The 19967-nt window shown below is 70.2% G+C and carries 17 protein-coding genes; 13 read left to right on the plus strand and 4 right to left on the minus strand.

The annotated features are described in order from the left end of the window. Positions 1-98: 98 nt before the first annotated feature. The 4 genes from ABR738_RS16505 to ABR738_RS16520 all read left to right on the plus strand — a co-directional run bounded on the left by ABR738_RS16505 (position 99) and on the right by ABR738_RS16520 (position 6214). The gene (locus ABR738_RS16505; protein ID WP_350230735.1) at positions 99-851 is read left to right on the plus strand and encodes a TIGR03089 family protein; all 753 of its coding nucleotides are present in this window, start codon (positions 99-101) and stop codon (positions 849-851) included. Between the two features lie 197 nt (positions 852-1048). Then, positions 1049-2290, plus strand: a complete 1242-nt coding sequence (locus tag ABR738_RS16510) for an LCP family protein (protein ID WP_350234609.1) — start codon at positions 1049-1051, stop codon at positions 2288-2290. A 229-nt stretch (positions 2291-2519) separates the two neighbouring features. Continuing rightward, a complete protein-coding gene (locus ABR738_RS16515; RefSeq protein WP_350230736.1) occupies positions 2520-4265 on the plus strand; it encodes an LCP family protein in 1746 nt (581 codons plus the stop codon). Between the two features lie 74 nt (positions 4266-4339). Further along, the gene (locus ABR738_RS16520; protein ID WP_350230737.1) at positions 4340-6214 is read left to right on the plus strand and encodes an LCP family protein; all 1875 of its coding nucleotides are present in this window, start codon (positions 4340-4342) and stop codon (positions 6212-6214) included. A 119-nt stretch (positions 6215-6333) separates the two neighbouring features. On the opposite strand, the gene ABR738_RS16525 is transcribed toward ABR738_RS16520, so the two are convergent. Then, on the minus strand, positions 6334-7350 hold the full coding sequence (locus ABR738_RS16525) for a glycosyltransferase family 2 protein (RefSeq protein ID WP_350230738.1): 1017 nt from the start codon (positions 7348-7350) through the stop codon (positions 6334-6336). Between the two features lie 84 nt (positions 7351-7434). Between ABR738_RS16525 and ABR738_RS16530 the strand changes: the two genes are divergently transcribed. Further along, a complete protein-coding gene (locus ABR738_RS16530; RefSeq protein ID WP_502964096.1) occupies positions 7435-8970 on the plus strand; it encodes an LCP family protein in 1536 nt (511 codons plus the stop codon). A 140-nt stretch (positions 8971-9110) separates the two neighbouring features. Here the strand turns inward: ABR738_RS16530 and ABR738_RS16535 are convergent, their stop codons facing one another. Then, on the minus strand, positions 9111-9635 hold the full coding sequence (locus ABR738_RS16535) for an acyl-CoA thioesterase (protein WP_350230739.1): 525 nt from the start codon (positions 9633-9635) through the stop codon (positions 9111-9113). 118 nt (positions 9636-9753) lie between these two features. On the opposite strand from ABR738_RS16535, the gene ABR738_RS16540 reads away from it, so the two are divergent. The 7 genes from ABR738_RS16540 to ABR738_RS16570 all read left to right on the plus strand — a co-directional run bounded on the left by ABR738_RS16540 (position 9754) and on the right by ABR738_RS16570 (position 15257). Continuing rightward, on the plus strand, positions 9754-11049 hold the full coding sequence (locus ABR738_RS16540) for an LCP family protein (protein WP_350230740.1): 1296 nt from the start codon (positions 9754-9756) through the stop codon (positions 11047-11049). A 302-nt stretch (positions 11050-11351) separates the two neighbouring features. Beyond that, the gene (locus ABR738_RS16545; protein WP_350230741.1) at positions 11352-12644 is read left to right on the plus strand and encodes an LPXTG cell wall anchor domain-containing protein; all 1293 of its coding nucleotides are present in this window, start codon (positions 11352-11354) and stop codon (positions 12642-12644) included. 356 nt (positions 12645-13000) lie between these two features. Beyond that, positions 13001-13207, plus strand: a complete 207-nt coding sequence (locus tag ABR738_RS16550) for a hypothetical protein (protein WP_350230742.1) — start codon at positions 13001-13003, stop codon at positions 13205-13207. Continuing rightward, positions 13191-13691 carry a DUF6879 family protein gene (locus ABR738_RS16555; RefSeq protein WP_350230743.1) on the plus strand — a complete coding sequence of 167 codons (501 nt, stop codon included), beginning with the start codon at positions 13191-13193 and terminating at the stop codon, positions 13689-13691. The genes ABR738_RS16550 and ABR738_RS16555 overlap by 17 nt, the downstream gene beginning before the upstream one ends. Continuing rightward, positions 13688-14530 (plus strand): helix-turn-helix domain-containing protein, encoded by an 843-nt coding sequence (locus ABR738_RS16560; protein ID WP_350230744.1) that lies wholly within the window; start codon positions 13688-13690, stop codon positions 14528-14530. Before ABR738_RS16555 ends, ABR738_RS16560 begins: the two co-directional genes overlap by 4 nt. 90 nt (positions 14531-14620) lie before the next feature. Continuing rightward, a complete protein-coding gene (locus ABR738_RS16565; protein WP_350230745.1) occupies positions 14621-14833 on the plus strand; it encodes a hypothetical protein in 213 nt (70 codons plus the stop codon). A 229-nt stretch (positions 14834-15062) separates the two neighbouring features. Further along, positions 15063-15257: a hypothetical protein gene (locus ABR738_RS16570; protein WP_350230746.1), complete on the plus strand. Its 195-nt coding sequence runs from the start codon at positions 15063-15065 to the stop codon at positions 15255-15257. Positions 15258-15676: 419 nt separating this feature from the next. Here the strand turns inward: ABR738_RS16570 and ABR738_RS16575 are convergent, their stop codons facing one another. Beyond that, positions 15677-16852 carry an acyl-CoA dehydrogenase family protein gene (locus tag ABR738_RS16575; RefSeq protein ID WP_350230747.1) on the minus strand — a complete coding sequence of 392 codons (1176 nt, stop codon included), beginning with the start codon at positions 16850-16852 and terminating at the stop codon, positions 15677-15679. Positions 16853-17064: 212 nt separating this feature from the next. On the opposite strand from ABR738_RS16575, the gene ABR738_RS16580 reads away from it, so the two are divergent. Beyond that, positions 17065-18390, plus strand: coding sequence for a UDP-glucose dehydrogenase family protein (locus tag ABR738_RS16580; protein ID WP_350230748.1), 1326 nt, complete (start codon positions 17065-17067; stop codon positions 18388-18390). 70 nt (positions 18391-18460) lie between these two features. On the opposite strand, the gene ABR738_RS16585 is transcribed toward ABR738_RS16580, so the two are convergent. Further along, positions 18461-19621, minus strand: a complete 1161-nt coding sequence (locus ABR738_RS16585; protein WP_350230749.1) for a dipeptidase — start codon at positions 19619-19621, stop codon at positions 18461-18463. Positions 19622-19967: the final 346 nt, after the last annotated feature.

Consider the following 19967-nt stretch of genomic DNA (forward strand, 5'->3'; position numbering starts at 1 on the left):
TGTCCAATGGTGAACTGATGGCCCGTCGCCCAAACCGGTGTACGCACCCGGGTTATCGCGGCCGGTGCCACCGCGCCGGGCCACGTAGCCTTGCCCGCGTGAACGCCAGCGACCGCACCCCTGCCGACCTGCTGCGATCCGCGCTCGCCGCGGACCCGGGCCGCCCCCTCGTCACCTTCTACGACGACGCCACCGGCGAACGCGTGGAACTGTCCGTCGCCACCTTCGCCAATTGGGTGGCCAAGACCGCGAACCTGCTCCAGGGCGATCTCGCGGCCGAGCCCGGCGACCGGCTCGCCCTGCTCCTTCCCGCGCACTGGCAGAGCGCCGTGTGGCTGATGGCCTGCCACTCCATGGGCGTAACCGCAAAGATCGGCGGCGACCCGGCAGTCGCCGATCTCGTGGTGAGCGGCCCCGACACGCTTGAGGAGGCCCGGGCCTGCTCCGGCGAGCGGGTGGCGCTCGCGCTGCGCCCGCTCGGGGGCCGCTTCCCGCAGCCCCCGGCCGGTTTCGCCGACTACGCCGTCGAGGTGCCGAGCCAGGGCGACCGGTTCGCGCCGTACGCGCCCGTCGACCCCGAAGGCCCCGCGCTCGTGGTGGACGGCGCCGAGCTGAGCGCCGCCGAACTGGTCACGCGGGCCCGCGAGGAAGCGGCCGCGCTCGGTCTTGCCCCGGGGGCCCGGCTGCTCTCGGGCCTCGGGTACGACAGCTGGCGCGGGCTGGCGAGCGGTCTGTACGCCCCGCTCGCCTCGGGCGGTTCGGTCGTCCTGTGCCGCAATCTGGCCCAACTGGCCGAGGGCGGGCTCGACAAGCGGGCCGAGAGCGAGCGGGTCACACACCGCTCGTTGTGAGCGTCCGGGTCCGGCGATGACCCGGTACCGGCCCCCGCCCTCGTCACCCGTCCCCGGGGGCCCGGCCCCCGGGCTCCGGCGGCGCCCCGCCACATGATCGGCCGCGCACACAACCAAGCGCGCGGTTCGGCCGTCTACCGGGGTGCCCCGGCGGCGCAGTGCGCCGCCGACCCCCGTGATGGCCCGTGCCCGTGAGGATGGACGCCGACGTGAGCGACAGTGCTGGCACGCCCGCCGAACCGGAGCCCCCGGCCGGCGACGAGCCGCGGCTACCGGCCACCGCCACCCCGGCGGACCCCAAAACCCGTCGCCGCTGGCTGCGTTGGACCGCGCTCGGCGTATCCGGCGTCGTCCTCGTCGCCGCCGGGACCGGCTGGTGGTTCTACCGCAAGCTCGACGGCAACATCCATACCGACACCTCCGCCGCGCACGAGCTCGACAAGTATGCCCGGGACCGGCCCGCGTCGGTCGTGCACGACGCGGAGAACCTGCTGCTCATCGGCTCGGACTCACGCGCGGGCAACAACGCCTCCTACGGCAGGGACGACGGCGGCAGCCAGCGCTCGGACACCACGATCCTGCTGCACCTGGCCGCCGACCGGCGCAGCGCCACCGCCGTCTCGCTGCCGCGCGACCTCATGGCGGACCTGCCCGCCTGCGGGGAGCCGGACGGCACCACGTCCAAGCCCCAATTCGCCCAGTTCAACTCGGCGTTCGACATCGGCGGCGCGGCCTGCACCATCCGTACGGTCGAGAAGATGACCGGCGTGCGGATCGACCACCACATGGTCGTCGACTTCAGCGGGTTCAAGGACATGGTCGACGCGGTGGACGGCGTCGAGGTCTGCCTGAAGGAGCCGGTCGAGGACCGGCAGGCACACCTCAAGCTGCCGGCCGGGCGCCAACTGCTGCGCGGGGAGCAGGCACTGGGGTTCGTACGGTCCCGGCACGGCTTCGGGGACGGCAGCGACACCCAGCGCATGGACCGCCAGCAGCAGTTCCTCGGCTCGCTGATCAAGAAGGTGCAGAGCAACGGGGTGCTGCTCAATCCGGCGCGGCTCTACCCGGTCCTGGACGCGGCCACCAAGTCGCTCACCACGGACCCCGGCCTCGACAGCCTCAAGGACCTGTACGACCTGGTGAGTTCGGTACGCGGCATTCCCACCGAGAACATCCGTTTCCTCACGGTTCCGCGCCAGCCGTACGCGTACGACCGCAACCGGGACGAACTCGTGCAGCCGGACGCGGACCGGCTCTTCACCCAGCTGCGCCAGGACCAGCCGATCAAGGTGGCGCCCGCCGCGGACGTGGCGAAGTCCAAGGAGGGCGCGCAGGGCTCCGGCGGTGACGACAAGCCCGACGATCCGACCCCCTCGCCCAGCGCGTCGGCGCCCCCCGTCTACCCCGGAACGGACGCGGCGTCGGGCATGTGCGGGTAGCGGCGGGCCGGCGTGACCGACCCGTGAATTCCACGTGCGCGGCTGCGGATTGGGGCCAAATGCCCGGTTATAAAAGGGGTGGAATTTGTCACGGCCGTCGCTCTTGGCCGAACTGGCCAGATAGTGTGACGCGATCCGGTGCGACCGGCCGACGGCCGCGCACCGCAGGAGCGATTGATTGAGCGCTTTGGGGGAAGCGACTCGGCACCGACGGAGGACCGAAGCAACCGTGGATGCGCAGAGCCGTGGGCGGGCCGATGAAGTCGACCCCGCAGACCAGTGGGTCCTCAACCCGGACACCGGCACTTACGAATTGCGACTGAACCCTTCCGGAACGCGGTCGAATTCGGGCCGCGACCGGTCATCCACGGGCAGCGCCCCGGGCGGGCGGTCCGGGCAGCCGGGGCAGTCCGGGCGTACCGGAGGCCGCGAGGTGCCCGGACAGCGCAACCGCCGGGCCGGCAAGGCCCCCGCCGAGGAGTCCCCCGACGCGCTGGGCCGCCGCAAGCGCAAGCCCAAGCCGGCCCGCAAGAAGAAGGCCCTGCTGTGGACGGGCGGCGTGATGGGGTTCGTCCTCGTCGTCGGCGCGGGCGGGGCCTACTGGCTCTACCAGCACTTCAACGGCAACATCAACACCGTCGACGTCGGCGACGCGGGCAACAAGAGCTCGGTGCCCGACGGAGCCTTCAACATCCTGGTCATCGGCACCGACAAGCGCACCGGCGCGGGCAACGAGGGGTACGGCGACGCCGGCAGCGAGGGCCACGCCGACACCAACATCCTCTTCCACGTCTCGGCGGACCGGACCAACGCGACCGCGATGTCCATCCCCCGCGACATGATCACCGACATTCCCGCCTGCCCGACCAAGCAGAAGGACGGCACCACCAAGACGGTGCCGGGCACGAAGCACGTGCGGTTCAACGAGAGCCTGGGGCAGGAGGGCCGCGACCCCGGCTGCACCATGCGGACGGTCAAGCAGCTCACCGGGCTCACCGTCGACCACTTCATGATGGCCGACTTCAACGCCGTCAAGGAGCTGTCCACGGCTGTCGGCGGCGTCAAGGTCTGCCTGGAGAAGCCGGTCAACGACCCCAAGTCACATCTGAAGCTCCCGGCGGGTCAGAGCGTCGTCAAGGGCGAGCAGGCGCTCGCCTTCGTCCGCACCCGGCACAGCTTCGGCCACGAGAGCGACCTCGACCGCATCAAGCAGCAGCAGCAGTTCATCGGTTCGATGATCCGGCAGATGAAGTCGGACGACACCCTGGGCAGCCCCACCAAGCTGTACGGCCTTGCGGACGCGGCGACCAAGGCGCTCACGGTCGACTCGGGGATAGGCAGTATCAAGAAGCTGACCGATCTCGCCCAGGTGCTCGGCAAGATCGACGCGAAGAACATCACCTTCGCCACGCTGCCGGTCATCGACAACCCCGCCGAGGGCAAGAAGCACGTCACCGTGGTGCCCGACCCGACGAAGGCCGACGCGCTGTTCGCGATGATGCGCGCCGACACCTCGCTCACCGAGGTGAAGAAGAAGGAGGCGGACGCCAAGAGCGCGGCCGCCGCCGAGGAGGCCGCCCGCCTCGAAGGACCCCGCGCCAAGTCCTCCGACGTACGTATCACCGTGCTCAACGGCGGCGCGAAGGCGGGCTCGGCCGGTGACCTGGTCACCTGGCTCCAGAACCAGCAGGGCGTCCTGAAGTCGAGCAACGGCGCGAACGCCCCGCAGAAGGTGCCCGCCACCGTCCTCGCCTACGCGCCGAACCAGGCCGACCAGGCCCGTAAGCTGGCGGATCTGCTCGGGCTCGCCGCCTCGGCGCTCAAGCCGGGCACGAAGGACGCCGTGGGCAAGGAGGCGATGGTGCTGACCCTCGGCCCCGACTTCCAGCAGGCGGGCACGCCCGTCGCCGCCCCGGCCAAGGCGCCGGAAGGCATCCAGAAGGTCGAAGCAGACAAACCGGTCTGCGCCAAGTAGCCAAAGCACCAGACTCATGGCCCGGCCGGGCCTCAGGGGGAGTCTGAGAGCCTGAAAGACAGAGGGGTACAGGGGTGGGGAAGAACAGCGTGCGCGGGGAGGGGACGCACGGCAGGGTCGAGCGCGCGGACGAACTCGGCTGGGACGAGAGCCTGTACGAGGACCGGCCGGCCGGACCCGCGCCGCACGGGCCCGCGACGGACGGACCCGCGACGGACGGACCGCCCGGCCGGTCCTCGGCACCCGGCAGCGGACCGGGGAACTTTGCCGCGCCCGGCCGCACCGGCAGGTCCGAGGGCACCCGCACGCCCGCCGGCTCCGGCGGGCCCGCCGCGCCGGGCGGTTCCGACGGCGCGGGGGAGGCATCGGCATCGGCTGCGGCGTCCGGCGACGGGCGCCGGGGCAAGGGCGGCCGACGCAGACGGGGCACCCGCGGACGGCGCGTCCTGAAGTGGGGCGCGATCACGCTCGCGGTGCTCATAGTCGGGACGGCCACCGCCGGTTACCTGTACTACCAGCACCTCAACAACAACATCCGCAAGGGCGACCGCAGCGCGGGTGGCAGCGACGCCAAGAGGACCGCCCCGAACGCCCAGGGCCAGACCCCTCTGAACATCCTCCTGATCGGCTCCGACAGCCGCAACAGCGACGCCAACGTCGCGCTCGGCGGCGCCAAGGAGAACCGGGGCAGCGCCCCGCACGCGGACGTACAGATGCTGCTGCACGTCTCCGCCGACCGCAAGAACGCCTCGGTCGTGAGCATCCCGCGCGACACCCGGGTGGACATCCCCGAGTGCAAGGACCCCGACACCCACAAGACCAACGCGGCCACCAACGACGTCATCAACGAGGCGCTGGGCCGCGGCGGTGCGGGCTGTGTCCTGGACACCTGGGAGAAGCTCACCGGCATATACATCGACCACTGGATGATGGTCGACTTCGCCGGCGTGGTGGCCATATCCGACGCGGTGGGCGGCGCCGACGTCTGCGTGAAGCAGAACATCGACGACCACCCCACCAAGCTCCAAAGGGGCGGCTCGCACCTGCACCTGACGGCCGGCAACCACACCGTGAAGGGCGAGCAGGCCCTTCAGTGGCTGCGCACCCGGCACGCCTTCGGCAGCGACATCGGCCGCTCCCAGGCCCAGCACATGTACATGAACTCGGTGATCCGCAACCTCAAGGACCAGAACGCGTTCACCGACACGGGCCGCCTGATGGGCATCGCCGAGACAGCGACCAAGTCGCTCCAGGTCTCCGAGGAACTGGGCACCGTCAAGAAGCTGTTCGACCTGGGCATGGAGCTCAAGGACATCCCCATGGACCGCATCAACATGCTGACCATGCCGCGCCTGCCGGACCCCAAGGATCCGGACGCGCACGTGGTGCCGGACAGGAGCAAGGCCGACGCGCTGTGGGCGATGCTGCGGGACGACAAGCCGCTGGACGGCAAGAGCGACGGCAAGAAGGACGCCAAGCCTTCCGCCGGCCCCTCAGCCGATCCGTCCGGGTCGCCCACGGGTCCGGCCGCCGCGGCCCCCGGCACGCTCGCGGTGAGCGTGGTCAACGGCACCGGCACCGACGGCCGCGTCGCCGCCAAGGGCCGCGCCACCGAGGTCGTCTCGGCGCTCAAGGACAAGGGCTTCACCAAGGCCGCCACGGGTACGAGCAGGCCCGCCGCCACCAGTGAGGTCGACTACCCCAAGGCCGCCGGAGCCCAGGGCAAGGCGGACGCCGAGTCGGTCGCGGCGGCCCTCGGCCTGCCCGCCGGCGCGGTCAGGACGTCCGACGTGTTGGGCCTGACCCTGGTGGTCGGCGGCGACTGGCGCACCGGCGCGAGCTACCCCGCGCAGGACCCCAAGGCCACCGACCCGCTCCAGGACACCGAGACGGTCAACGGAGCCGACAAGGGCGCCTGCATGGAGGTGTACGCGCCCTACCGCTTCTAGGTCCGGTCCGGCCCGGGCCGGTCCAGACCGGTCCGCGTACGCGACACGAGGGGGCGCCCGGTGCTCATCGGCACCGGGCGCCCCCTTGGCGCCCTTGGGCGAAAATCCGCGCGTACGGATCAGACGGACGTGGTCCGCACCGCCGGGCGGCGGCTCGCGATGACCTTGCGAGCCAGCGCCTTCGGGCTGGTCAGGAAGCCGAAGCCCCACGACATGTGCATGGTGGCCAGCGCCACCGGGATCTGGGCGCGGGCCTTGAGCGAGAGCCCCTTGCCGGCGGGCAGCGAGCCCGCGGCGATCGCGGCGAGATAGCCGGCCGGGACGACGAAGCCCCACGGCGTGACGAGCGCGCCCACCACGACACCGGCCGCGATCGCGCAGACGGCGCTCGGCGGCGCGAGGTAGCGCAGGTTGATGGAGCCCTCGTGGTAGCGGGCCACCACGTGGCGCCAACGCCCGTAGTCCTTGTACTGCTTGGCGAGCGCCTTGACCGAAGGGCGCGGCCGGTACTGCACCTTGAGCTCGGGCGAGAACCAGATGAGGCCCCCGGCCTCCCTGATCCGGAAGTTCAGCTCCCAGTCCTGGGCGCGGATGAACTCCTCGTTGTAGCCGCCCTGTTGTTCAAGCGCCTCGCGGCGGAAGACACCCAGATACACGGTTTCGGCGGGGCCCGCCGCGCCTCCGGTGTGGAAGGCCGCGTTGCCGACGCCGATCCTGGAGGTCATCGCGGCGGCGACCGCGTCCTCCCAGGCGTTCTCGCCCTCGGCGTGCATGATGCCGCCGACGTTCTGCGCGCCGGTCTCCTCCAGGAGGCGTACGGCGGTGGCGATGTAGTTCGGCGAGAGCATGCCGTGGCCGTCCACGCGCACCACGATCGGGTGGCGTGAGGCCTTGATGGCGGCGTTCAGAGCCGCGGGCGTGCGCCCGGTGGGATTGGGGACCGTGTGGACGCGCGGGTCCTCGGCCACCAGCTCGGCGGCGATCGCGTCCGTACGGTCGCTGGAAGGACCGAGCGCGATCACCACCTCCATCTCCCCCGCGTACTCCTGTTCCAGGATGTGTCGGACCGAGTTGCGCAGATGCCGCTCCTCATTGAGGACCGGCATGATCACGGAAACAGCAGGCGTGGCGTTCATCGGTGGTCACGTTACCGCGAACGGGGGACAAGGTCGCGCGGCGGCCGGGGCGGTGCCCGGGGTAGCTGATCGTATGGGCCTACGGTGCTCACGATCCCCCTGTCACCCGCGGAGGTCCCCGTGCCCACGCCGCCCCGCCCGCGCCCCGTACAACCCGGTAAGCCCCGCAGCAGACAGCAGGACGAGCGCCCGCGCTGGGGCATGCGGCTGGCGACCACGCTGTCCGTCCTGGTGCTCGGCGCGGGTGGCGTCGGGCACGCGGTGGTGACCAGTCTGGACGGCGGGATGGGCCGGGTGGACCCGTTCCGCGACATGAAGAACCGGCCGCAGGGCAGCCTTGGCACCAACATCCTCCTGGTCGGCACCGACGGGCGGGACAGGATCACGCCGGAGGAGAAGCAGAAGTACCGGCTCGGCGGCGCCCCCTGCCACTGCACCGACACGATCATGATGGTGCACGTGTCGGCGGCCCGGGACCGGGTCAGCGTCGTGAGCCTGCCCCGTGACTCCTACGCGGAGGTGCCCGAACACACCGACTCGACGACCGGCGAGAAGCACCCCCGCCACCCGGTGAAACTGAACGCGGCGTACGCCGAGGGCGGGCCCTCGCTCACGGTGCGCACGGTGGAGAGCATGACGGGCCTGAAGATCGACCACTACGTGGAGGTCGACTTCACCAGCTTCATGAAGACGGTCGATGTCGTCGGCGGGGTACGCATCTGCACGGCCCGCCCCATGAAGGACTCCTACACCGGGCTCGACCTCGCGGCCGGCACCCACCAGCTGGGCGGCGGCGAGGCCCTGCAATACGTGCGCTCCCGGCACACCGACGGCTCAGCCGACCTCGGCCGCATGCAGCGCCAGCAGCGCTTTTTGGCCGCGCTCATCGAGAAGGCGACCAGCAACGGCGTGCTGCTGAACCCGGTGAAGTTCCGCGAGGTCGCCTCGTCCCTGCTCTCCTCGGTACGGGCCGACGAGGGCTTCGGGACGGCGGAGATGCTGAGCTTCACCTCCGCGATGAAGGGGTTCTCGCCCTCGTCGTCGGACTTCACGACCGTGCCGCTCGGGCAGCTCGGCATGCAGGTCAAGGGCGTCGGGTCGACGGTCAAGTGGGACGAGCCGAAGGCGAAGAAGCTGTTCCGGCTGCTGCACGACGACAAGCCGCTCGCCCCGCACGCCCCGCCGAAGCCCGTGGTCCCCGCCGCGCCACCGGCCGCCAAGGACGCCAAGGCGCCGCACAAGGAGCCGGGCGCGGTGGTCGAGGTGGCGCCCGAGCAGATCCGGGTGCAGGTCTTCAACGGGACGCGGACCGACGGGCTCGGGCGCCGTGTGGACGACGCGCTGCACGCCACGGGCTTCCGGACCAGCCGCGCCCCCCGGGCGAGCGCGAACCTGGAGACGCACCGCACCCTGATCGAGTACGACCCGCGCTGGGACCGCTCGGCCAAGTCGCTCGCGGTCGCCCTGCCGGGCAGCGAACTGCGCCCGGTCAAGGGGCTCGGCGCCACGCTGAAGGTGACGGCGGGCGCGGACTTCAAGGATGTCGTGCCGGTACGGGTCGAGGACGCGCCGCAGGGCGACTTCGGCACGGTCACGGGCGACCGGGTGGTCTGCCCCTGACGGGCGAGTGGTCCGCCCCCGGCCGGGGAGGACCGCCGCCGGCCGCCCGGGCTCCTCGCCCGGGCCTCTTCGCCGGCCCGGTCGCTAGGGGGTGTCTGGTGGACCATGGCCGGGGGCGACCCTGATCCACCAGACACCCCCTAGTCGTCCAGGCCCTCCGCCGCCCGCTTCTCGCGCAGGTCCATGATCGCGCGGCGGCGGGCGAGCCGGTGGGTGCGGCGGATCTGCGCCTCCTGGTAGCGGCGCTCGTCGCGCTCGGTCTCGGGGAGCACCGGCGGCACCGGGCGTGGCTTGCCATCGGCGTCGACGGCCGCGAAGACGAGATAGGCGGAGCCCACCTGCTGGGCCGGGGTCGACTCGTTCCAGCGCTCGGCGAGCACCCGCACGCCGACCTCCATGGAGGACCGTCCCGTCCAGTTGACCTGCGCCTTCACATGCACCAGGTCACCGACCCTGACCGGCATGAGGAAGACCATCTCGTCCATCGACGCGGTGACGGCCGGCCCACCCGAGTGCCGCCCGGCCACCGCGCCGGCCGCGTCGTCGACCAGCTTCATGATCACGCCACCGTGGACCGTGCCAAGGAGGTTGGTGTCGTGGGTGGTCATGATGTGGCTCAGGGTGGTTCGGGAGGCCGAGGTCGGCTTGCCCGGAAGATCAGTCATGCGTACTACTTTAGGCGCCGTACGATGACCGGCTCATTGCATCAGCTGTGCAACAGCCCCGCTGCGAATTCCCCCCTGCCCTGTCGGGCCCGCGGGGTGGCCGTGCATGCTGGACGGCATGAACGATTGGCCCGACGGCAATGGCAACGCCCGCGGAAGCGGTGAGCGCGACGCCTACGGGCGCGGCAGCTCCGCCGCGCGGCCCGAGGGCGCGCGCCGGATGCGGCACGTCCAGCGTCCCGTCCCCCAGCAGCAGCCCGCCCACGACGACGGCTACGGGCAGCCCCCGCGCAGCCGGCGCGGCGGTGTGCCGGGACAGGGTTCGTACGACAGCGGCTACAGCGAGGGCCATGTCTACGGCGGTGGCGGCGGCCCGGGAGGCCGGGGCCCGGCCGGACCCGGCGGGCCGCGCCGGGGCGCCGGGCGCCGGCCGGGCGCCGCGCCGAACTGGCGCAGACGCATCACCATCGGCGTGCTGACCCTGGTCGGCGTGCTCCTGGTGACCTCGGTCGCCACGTACTTCTGGGCGGACGGCAAGGTGCGCCGCGAGGTGGACCTGTCCAAGGTCATCGACCGGCCCGACGAGGGCAAGGGCACCAACTACCTGATCGTCGGCTCCGACTCGCGCGACGGCATGTCCGCCGACGAGAAGAAGAAGCTGCACACCGGCTCGGCCGAGGGCAAGCGCACGGACTCGATGATCCTGCTGCACACGGGCGACAACGGGAACACGATGGTCTCGCTGCCGCGCGACTCGTGGGTGACGATCCCGAGCTTCAAGGGGTCCGACTCCGGAAAGTCGTTCCCGTCCAAGGGCAAGGACAAGCTCAACGCGGCGTTCTCCATCGACGGCCCCGAACTGCTCGTGCGGACCGTCGAGGCGAATACGGGTCTGCACATCGACCATTACGCCGAGATCGGCTTCGCGGGGTTCGCCAACATCGTGGACGCGGTCGGCGGCGTGGAAATCGATATCCCGCAGGACATCAAGGACAAGGACTCCGGGGCCGACTTCAAGAAGGGCAAGCAGACCCTCGACGGTCAGCAGGCGCTCGCCTTCGTGCGCAACCGGCACGGTTACGCGGCCGGTGACCTGGAGCGTACGAAGAATCAGCAGAAGTTCCTTTCCGCGCTCGCCAGCCAGACGGCGACGCCCTCGACCGTCCTGAATCCCTTCAAGCTGTATCCGGTGATGGGCGCGGGCCTCGACACCTTGATCGTCGACAAGGACATGAGCTTGTTCGACCTGGGCTCCATGTTCTGGGCGATGAAGGGCATCACGAGCGGCGACGGCATCTCGATGAACATGCCGGTGGCGGGCGACGGCCCCCAGACCTCGCTGCTGTGGGACAAGAGCAAGGTCACGCAGTTGGTGAACGAGCTGAAGAACGACGATGCGGTGACCGTCAAGTAAGCCACGCGGCACGGCATTTGGGCCCGGCCCGCCGCATTCCGATGCGGCAGGCCGGGCTTTCTCGTGCGCGCGGCGCACCCGGCACTCCCCCATGACATGCCTCACAGGAAAAGCACAGGGGCCGGGAGCAACTGTCCCGTTTTGCGCGGATTAATTCCCACGGAGCGCCGCCTACCACTTTCTCCCCGCCCGACAACTGCCTTTCCCGCCCACAATTGCGGCCATACGATCACTGCCGTCGCGCGGCGTGATGACACCGCGGCGCTGACGACTCAGCTTTTCGGACCCAGAAAAGGGCTCACTTGAATATCCGTCGCATTTTCGCCACCACCGTCGCCGCCGCCGTGACCGCCCCGGCCGTGCTGCTCTCGGTGTCCCCCGCGTTCGCCGCGGACACCACTCCCTCTTCTTCGACGCAGAAGCAGACGCACGCGCAGACGCCGACCTACGCGGCCCTGAAGAAGGCCGCCGCCGACGCGGCCAAGGCCTATGACGTGGCCCTGAAGGCCCACAACGACCAGCAGGCCCTCCTCGACAAGCTGATGGCGACCGATGCCCCCGAGGCCAAGGCCTTCCGGGACGCGAGCGCCGCCGCCGACAAGGCCAAGGCTGCCAAGGCTGCCGCCGACAAGGCCGTGACCGACGCGAAGGCCAAGGTCGACGGGCTCCCCGAGACCGCGAGCGCCGAGCAGAAGGAGGCCGCGCGGACGGCGGTCACCGACGCCGAGGCCACCGCCAAGGAGGCCGCCGCGGCGTCGACGGCTGCCGACGCCAAGGAGAAGAGCGAGGACGACGCCCTCTACGAGCTGCGCGCGGCCGCCCTGCGCAAGGGCGGCGAGCTGTCCAAGGCCAAGAACGCCGCCGAGAAGGCCAAGAAGGACGCGGCCGCCGCGTTCGAGGCCGCCGGGAAGTGTGTCTGGCTGCCGGAGCTCTCCTCGCAGCTGAAGGGGCTGCCGGCCCAGGTCGTGGCCGGCACCTCGGTCGACTTCTCCTTCCAGGTGACCAACGGCACCGACCGCACGCTCGATGTGGACCCGCTGTTCCTCGTCACCGCGAAGGGGGCCAAGGCGCAGTGGCTCGACGGGTCGGTATGGAAGGCACTCGCCACCGACCGCTCCTCCCGGGTCGGGGCCACGAACGGTCTGAAGCCCGGCTCCGCGATCGAGGTGAAGGTCCGCCTGACGGTCGACGCCAACGCCACGGATGCCAAGGGTGACGCCCTGATCGCCGGTGACGCCTCCGACGCGTACAACCCGTGCATCCACGGCCCGATGAAGGGCTACAAGTTCAAGGTGCTGCCCGCCGGCAGCAAGACGGACGGCGACACCGCCAAGCCGCAGCCGGTCGACGACAAGGACCGCCCGAAGCCGGCCGCCAAGCCCGCCGGGGGCGGCTCGACGCCCACCGCCCAGGGCGGAGCCGCGGCCACCCCGCTGAACACCACGGCCTCCCCCGCCCCTGCCACGGGGGCACTGGCCAGCACCGGCTCGTCCTCCGCGATGCCGAAGCTCGCCCTCGCGGGCGGCGCGGCCGTGGTCCTCGGCGCCGGCGCGGTCGTCCTGACCCGCCGCCGCAAGGCCGCCGACCGCACCTGACGTTCCCGCAGAGCCCAAGGGCCCGCATCCGTGGCATGTGCCGGATGCGGGCCCTTCCCCAACTCGCGTGCCGTTACGGCAGGTTGCGGGACATCACGATGCGCTGGACCTGGTTGGTGCCCTCGTAGATTTGCGTGCATCAAGGGGTCGCCGAGCCTGGCCGTTTCGGATCGCTGTTGGTCATGCGTTGGTCACGCGACCAACCGTCCCCGTCGCCGCTCTGGCAGACGACCAGTGAGGGGACCTCTTTATGCCAAGACGTGCATAGTCGCGTGCTTGCATAGACGCCCCGCCCGCCCCGCTCGTACCGTCGACCCGAGCGGCCCGCAGGCGGCCGGGAAGAGGGAGTTCACACTATGGCTCGTGACGAACTGACCCGACTGACAGGCAACGGAAACGGCGAGTGCGGGCAGGGGGACTGCCCAAACGTTTACCGCACCGCCCGAGGCACGTTCGTAGTTCAGGGGGGCCTCTCGGCAGCATTCACCCCGCCCACAGGTGAAGGGCTGGTAGAGATCCCTGAGGAGACGCTGAGGGAGGCCGTTCGTGCTCTTGGATGGTGAGGAGTGGGCGGCCAAGTTCCGCGACTTCCGACAGGAAGCGTGGCGGCTTGAGACCCTGCCCCAGTACCTCGTACCGCAGGAAGCGGAAGAGTTCGCGGCATTCAAGGCAGGGACCCGGTTCCCTGGGCCGTACGAGGATTCATGGATCGAGATGGTGCGCACCCGCAAGGTAGGACGCGTGCACATCGTCCGGCAGCCGCTCAGTGACTACCTGCGGTTCGAGTTCGATCGGTACTACCAGCACCAAGCACCCGCCGGAGAAGACATCCGCATCCTCGACGTGACGGACCGCCCCAGTCCGCTGCCGGACCACGTGGGCGACTTCTGGATGTTCGACCGCACCACGATCGTGCTCATGCACTACCAGCCTGACGGTAAGCAGATCAGCCGCGAACTGTACGAGGGCGACCCTGCCCCGTTCATCGAGTACCAGAAGACAGCCCTGGAGGCGTCTCTGCCGTTCCTGGAGTACATCGCCGGGTGAGTGTCGAGCCTGAAGAGATGGGCCGGTCCAGCGAGGAACTGGCGGCCCTTCTGAAAGCGGTACGCAAGCGATCCGGGCTCTCCGGGGTCCGGGTCGCTGCCCGCTGCAACATGTCTCAGTCGAAGGTGAGCCGACTTGAGAGCGGACGAGTGCGCGCGTCCCTCGTGGACGTGGAACAGATCTTCCGAGCCTGTGAGGCGCCTGCGGAGTTGCTTGCCCAAGCCATGGCATTGGCCCGGCTCGCAGCGACCGAGTGGCAGGGCGCGCGGGGGCTGCGCCGGAAAGGCCTGGACAAGAAACAGCTTGAGCTGGCCGGACTGGAGAAGACCTCCACAGAGTTCCGGTTCTTCCTGCTCTCGATGATCACGGGGCTTCTCTCCACCCCTGAGTACATCCGTGCCAGCCTGGCGCACATCCCTGGTGACCACTCCCGGACCGTGGCCAAGAAGCTGGACAGGCAACAGGTCCTGTACGACCGCTCCAAGCGATTCACGTTCCTCCTGACCGAGCAGGCCATTCTCTGGCCCCTCGTGCGGTCCGACGCGCTAGCCGTACAGATCGACCACCTTGCTTCGCTGACCCATTTGACGAACGTCAGACTCGGTGTGATCCCGCTGGACAGCCAGGTGGGCCCCGCACCGCTCAACACGTTCACGGTCTACGACGAGCGCATAGCGACAGTGGAGATCTCCACAGGAGTCATGGTGTTCAGGGACCCGCGGGACGTTGCATCCCATCTGCAAGAGTTCGCAACCTACGAGGAGCGAGCCCAATTTGGCCAGTCCGCCCGGGGAATGCTCCAAGACCTCGCAGACCGGCTCAGGAATTCACCGGAATGATCTTTAGTCCAACACAGGCATAAAACTATGGAGTTGCCGCTTCGCAGAAGACACTCGTCGAGCCGCCAAAGACGCCGACGAGAGGAAGCCATGACTAGTCCGCTCAAGTACCCGCGACCCCCAGTGGAGTTGGCCGGGGCGGTGGAGGCATACCTGTACGGCTGCGCACCGGCCGATGGCTGCGGGGTGTGCGCGGCGCTCGTGAGAGAGCTGGAAGAGGCCAAGGCGGCCAAGAAGTGGAGTGCGGCGTACGACGCAGCGACGGAGGTCCGCAACCACCCCCACCGGAATCGGGTGAGGTAGTGGAGATGCAGGAATGGCGCGATGCCTGGACGCGCGCCCAGTACGCGACGGACGCGCTCAGAGAAGCCTTGAACGGCATGGGAGCCGGGGTCACACAGACATCGCACTTGCGGCCCACGGTGAGCTGTAAGGGAACGGCGTGGGTTGACGTGGGCCAGCTCCCCGCGCACCTGGCCGAGAAGGTCGCGGAGGTGATCCGGGCCGGGAGCCTCGACCGCACCGGTCAGTCATGAGCGAGCTTGCGCCGTACACGCCCGAGGAGTTGAGCCCGGACGAGTCGCTTGCGGTTCTGTATCGGCTCGCCTTGAGCATCGCCGCCCAAAACGGCTCCGTCATCACGACCGGCGCCCGAGGTCTTGGCCCCTATGCCTTCATGGCCGAGGCACGTCGATTGGGCACGATTCGTCTGTCACCCCTGACCTGATGTGCACCTGATACTCCCGCTCCTTCCATGATCTGACGTGCTCAGGCTCTCGCCCCAGCCCGGCCCCAACGGAGGGCCCTGCCCTGGGCAGTTAGGGCAAGCCGCTACGGACCCCGGGGAAGCCGAAGCACCCAGCATGACGGCGCGGGAACCGCTTCACCGCAGGCATGACGAAGGGATAGGCACGATGAGCGCAGTGCGAACCTAAGTCGCCTCAGAAGAGCACACATGAACGGCCCCCGGCGTCACGCCGGGGGCCGTTATGTTTGTGCAGGTGGGAGACGGTTTCCAGCACGTGTCAGCCCAGGATTTCCCCAGCATGCCCCCCAGAAACGGGCCCGAACGGGCCCGAGCGGGCCGGCAGCCGATCACGCCTCCCGGGCCGCTCGAAAGCGCCACTGACTCGCGAAAAGCCCCCGCTACGGCAGGTTCCTCGACATCACGATCCGCTGGACCTGATTCGTACCCTCATAAATCTGCGTGATCTTCGCGTCGCGCATCATCCGCTCGACCGGGTAGTCGCGGGTGTAGCCGTAACCGCCGAGGAGCTGGACCGCGTCGGTGGTGACCTCCATGGCCACGTCCGACGCGAAGCACTTGGCGGCGGCGCCGAAGAACGTCAGGTCGCCGTCCAGGCGCTCGGACTTCGCGGCGGCGGCGTAGGTGAGCTGGCGGGCCGCCTCCAGCTTCATGGCCATGTCGGCCAGCATGAACTGGATGCCCTGGAAGTCGGCGATCGCCTTGCCGAACTGCTTGCGCTCCTGGACGTAACCCTTGGCGTAGTCCAGGGCGCCCTGCGCGATGCCGATGGCCTGGGCCGCGATGGTGATGCGGGTGTGGTCCAGGGTCTTCATGGCGGTCGCGAAGCCCGTGCCCTCCTCGCCGATCATGCGGTCGGCGGGGATGCGGACGTTGTCGAGGTAGACCTCGCGGGTCGGCGAGCCCTTGATGCCGAGCTTCTTCTCGGGGGCGCCGAAGGAGACGCCCTCGTCGGACTTCTCGACGACGAAGGCGCTGATGCCCTTCGAGCGCTTCTCCGGGTCGGTCACGGCCATGACCGTGTAGTACTCGCTCTCCCCGGCGTTGGTGATCCAGCGCTTCACGCCGTTGAGGACCCAGAAGTCCCCGTCGCGCACGGCCTTGGTCTTCATGCCGGCGGCGTCGGAGCCCGCGTCCGGCTCGGAGAGGCAGTACGAGAACATGCCCTCGCCCTTGGCGAGCGGGCCGAGGTACTTCTTCTTCAGCTCCTCGGAGCCGGAGAGGATCACCGGGAGCGAGCCGAGCTTGTTGACGGCCGGGATGAGCGAGGAGGAGGCGCAGACCCGCGCGACCTCTTCGATCACGATGACGGTCGCCAGCGCGTCGGCGCCGGCGCCCCCGTACTCCTCGGGGACGTGCACGGCGTGCAGGTCGTTGGCGACCAGCGCGTCGTGCGCCTCGCGCGGGAAGCGGGCCTGCTCGTCGACCTCGGCCGCGTACGGGCCGATCTTGGCCTCGGCGAGCGAGCGGATGGCGTCGCGGAGCATGTCGTGCTCCTCGGACGGGCGGTACAGGTCGAACCCTGCGTTTCCTGCGTTTCCAGCCGTTCCGGCCAAGGTCACTCACTCCCCAAGGGATGCTAACTACCGTTAAGTAACCTAATTTTAGAGGGCTTGACCGCCGCAGGCATACGTGAGTTTGGCGACAGCCCCTCTGGGGCCCGGGTCCCGCCTCGGACTATGCTCGGTCAGCGCGTTTGCCGCCCGCGCCGGGCCCGTCCATTTTTTTTCGGGCCCGTCCACCGAGCCCGCACCTCCAGGAGCACCGCATGGCCCTCAAGATCACCGTGATCGGCACCGGATACCTCGGCGCCACCCATGCCGCGGCCATGGCGGAGCTGGGTTTCGAGGTGCTGGGGCTCGACGTGGTGCCGGAGAAGATCGAGATGCTGGCGCAGGGCCGCGTCCCGATGTACGAACCGGGCCTCGAGGAGCTGCTGCGCAAGCACGTGGCGGGCATCGAGGGGTCCAGCGGCCGGCTGCGCTTCACCACCTCCTGGCAGGAGGTCGGCGCGTTCGGCGATGTGCACTTCGTCTGCGTCAACACCCCGCAGAAGCACGGCGAGTACGCCTGTGACATGAGCTACGTGGAGTCCGCCTTCGGCTCGCTCGCGCCGCACCTGGCGGCCGGGGCGCTCGTCGTCGGCAAGTCGACCGTGCCGGTCGGCTCGGCGGCCCGGCTCTCCACGATGCTCGGCGAGGGCGTGGAGCTGGCGTGGAACCCGGAGTTCCTGCGCGAGGGCTTCGCCGTCGACGACACCCTGCACCCGGACCGGATCGTGGTGGGCGTCGAGAGCGAGCGCGCCGAGAAGATACTGCGCGAGGTGTACGCGGGTCCCATCAGCGAGGGCTCGCCCTTCGTGGTGGCCGACTTCCCGACGGCCGAGCTGGTCAAGACCGCCGCCAACTCCTTCCTCGCCACCAAGATCTCCTTCATCAACGCGATGGCCGAGGTGTGCGAGGCCGCCGACGGCGACGTGGTGAAGCTGGCCGAGGCGATCGGCCACGACGAGCGCATCGGGAAGAAGTTCCTGCGGGCCGGCATCGGCTTCGGCGGCGGCTGCCTGCCCAAGGACATCCGGGCGTTCATGGCGCGGGCCGGCGAGCTCGGCGCCGACCAGGCGCTGACCTTCCTGCGCGAGGTCGACTCGGTCAACATGCGCCGTCGCGGCCACATGGTGGAGCTGGCCCGCGAGGCGGTCGGCGGCGAGACGTTCCTCGGCAAGCGCGTCGCGGTGCTCGGCGCCACGTTCAAGCCGGACTCCGACGACGTACGGGACTCGCCCGCGCTCAACGTCGCCGGGCAGATCCACCTCCAGGGCGGCCAGGTCACCGTGTACGACCCCAAGGGCATGGACAACGCCCGCCGCCTCTTCCCGACGCTGGGGTACGCCGCCTCCGCCGTCGAGGCCGTACGCGGCGCCGACGTGGTCCTGCACCTGACCGAGTGGCGCGAGTTCCGCGACCTCGACCCCGCCGAGCTGGCCGGGGCCGCCGCCTCCCGCATCATCCTGGACGGACGCAACGCGCTCGACCCGGTCAAGTGGCGCGAGGCGGGCTGGACCTACCGCGCGATGGGCCGCCCGCGCGCCTGACGCGCCGGACGCGTGACGCCCCGGGCGCCGGGCCGTCGTGCGGGGCGGCCACCGCCCGGCGCCGCGTTCCTCAGCGACCGGCCGCCGGGCGTTCCTCGGGCGCCGACGGGCCGTCCAGGTCCTCGATCGTCGCGCTCGAAGGTGCGCGGCGCGGGGCGGTGGCGCGGGCCGTGAACTCCGTGTCCCGTACGACCCGGACCAGATTCTCCCAGGTCAGCGCCGCGACCTCGGCTTCGGTCCAGCCTCTTTCGAGGAGTTCCACAATCAGGGTCGGATAGCACGAGGCGTCTTCCAGGCCCTGGGCGCGCGGGGCGCCCGTGACCAGACCGTACGTTCCCGCGAGCCCCACGTGACCCGGTCCTGCCAGGTCCCGTACCCGCTCGATGTGGTCGGCCACGTCCTGCACGGAGACGGGCGCGCCGGCGCGTGCGATCTGCTCCGGGGCGAAGCTCACCAGGCACACCCCGCCGTGCGCGCCGAGCTCGGCCAGCAGCTCGTCGCTCGCGTTCAGCGGATGCGGGGTGAGCGAGGCGGCCGCCGAGTGCGAGAGCAGGGCGGGCGCCGCGGAGGCGTCGATGGTGCGGCGCCAGGTGCCCTCGGTGGCTCCCGACAGGTCGAGCAGTATCCCGAGCCGGTTCGCCTCGCGCACCACTTCGAGGCCGAAGCGGGTGAGGCCCGGTTCGGTCCAGCGGGTGCCCGGGCCCAGCGCGAGGGCCCGTACGCCCAGGAAGTGGTACGAGCGCAGCGTGCCCAGCGAATCGCCGATCGCGTGCGCGGCCACCGGGCCGAGGAACGAGGCGATGCGGCCGCAGTTGCGGGCGTCGGCGAGGTCGCCCGCGGTCAGCGCGAGGCGCAGCCACTGCGGGCAGGAGGCGATGAGCGAGCGGATCCGGTCAAGGCGCTCCAGGGTGACGCCGGCCGGGTCGGCTCCGTCGGTGTCGGCGGTCAGCGCCCAGAACTGGGCACCCACCCCGCCGGCCCGCAGCCGGGGGATGTCCGTGTCCAGCGCGCTCTCTCCGACCTCCAGGTCGTGCCAGGGGGTCTGGGCGAGCGCCTTCGCCAAGGTGTTGTGCCCGTCGGCCACGGGGTGCGCGGCGAGCAGTGCCCGGGCGCGGTCGAGGCCTTCGTCGCCGGACTCCGCGGGGGGTATCGGCTGGGGTGGGGTGGAGGTCGGCGAATCGAGGTCGCCGACCGCCGAGGTGTTCTGGGGGTCGTCCTGCAGATCTGCCATGACGGGCTCCCGGGTCGGCGGTGACGGCAGTAGCGTCACGGTTTCACGTGGGCGCGGCGGGGTCGCGACGAACGGTCCGTTCGGGGGACCCCCCGAACCCTGTTCAGCCGAAAGCACGCTCGTCCTCAATCGCCGGACGGGCTGGGTATGCCTGTGCGGGCCAGCACCAGCCCCGCCGGGGGCGCGGGGAACTGCGCGACCAGCCACGCACGATCCGCACCCGAAGTTCCTGGGGCTCCGCCCCAGACCCCGTATCGCGCTGAACGCGCTCGTCCTCAATCGCCGGACGGGCTGGGTATGCCTGTGCGGGCCAGCACCGGAGACTCAAACGCCGGACAGTCTAAAA

The organism is Streptomyces sp. Edi4 (assembly GCF_040253615.1).
Taxonomy (GTDB): domain Bacteria; phylum Actinomycetota; class Actinomycetes; order Streptomycetales; family Streptomycetaceae; genus Streptomyces.

Coding starts and splice junctions, on each gene's coding strand:
- ABR738_RS16510 (WP_350234609.1), top strand. CDS start 1,049: ATGGACGCCGACGTGAGCGACAGTGCTGGCACGCCCGCCGAACCGGAG.
- ABR738_RS16525 (WP_350230738.1), bottom strand. CDS start 7,350: ATGAACGCCACGCCTGCTGTTTCCGTGATCATGCCGGTCCTCAATGAG.
- ABR738_RS16535 (WP_350230739.1), bottom strand. CDS start 9,635: ATGACTGATCTTCCGGGCAAGCCGACCTCGGCCTCCCGAACCACCCTG.
- ABR738_RS16540 (WP_350230740.1), top strand. CDS start 9,754: ATGAACGATTGGCCCGACGGCAATGGCAACGCCCGCGGAAGCGGTGAG.
- ABR738_RS16550 (WP_350230742.1), top strand. CDS start 13,001: ATGGCTCGTGACGAACTGACCCGACTGACAGGCAACGGAAACGGCGAG.
- ABR738_RS16565 (WP_350230745.1), top strand. CDS start 14,621: ATGACTAGTCCGCTCAAGTACCCGCGACCCCCAGTGGAGTTGGCCGGG.
- ABR738_RS16570 (WP_350230746.1), top strand. CDS start 15,063: ATGAGCGAGCTTGCGCCGTACACGCCCGAGGAGTTGAGCCCGGACGAG.
- ABR738_RS16580 (WP_350230748.1), top strand. CDS start 17,065: ATGGCCCTCAAGATCACCGTGATCGGCACCGGATACCTCGGCGCCACC.
- ABR738_RS16585 (WP_350230749.1), bottom strand. CDS start 19,621: ATGGCAGATCTGCAGGACGACCCCCAGAACACCTCGGCGGTCGGCGAC.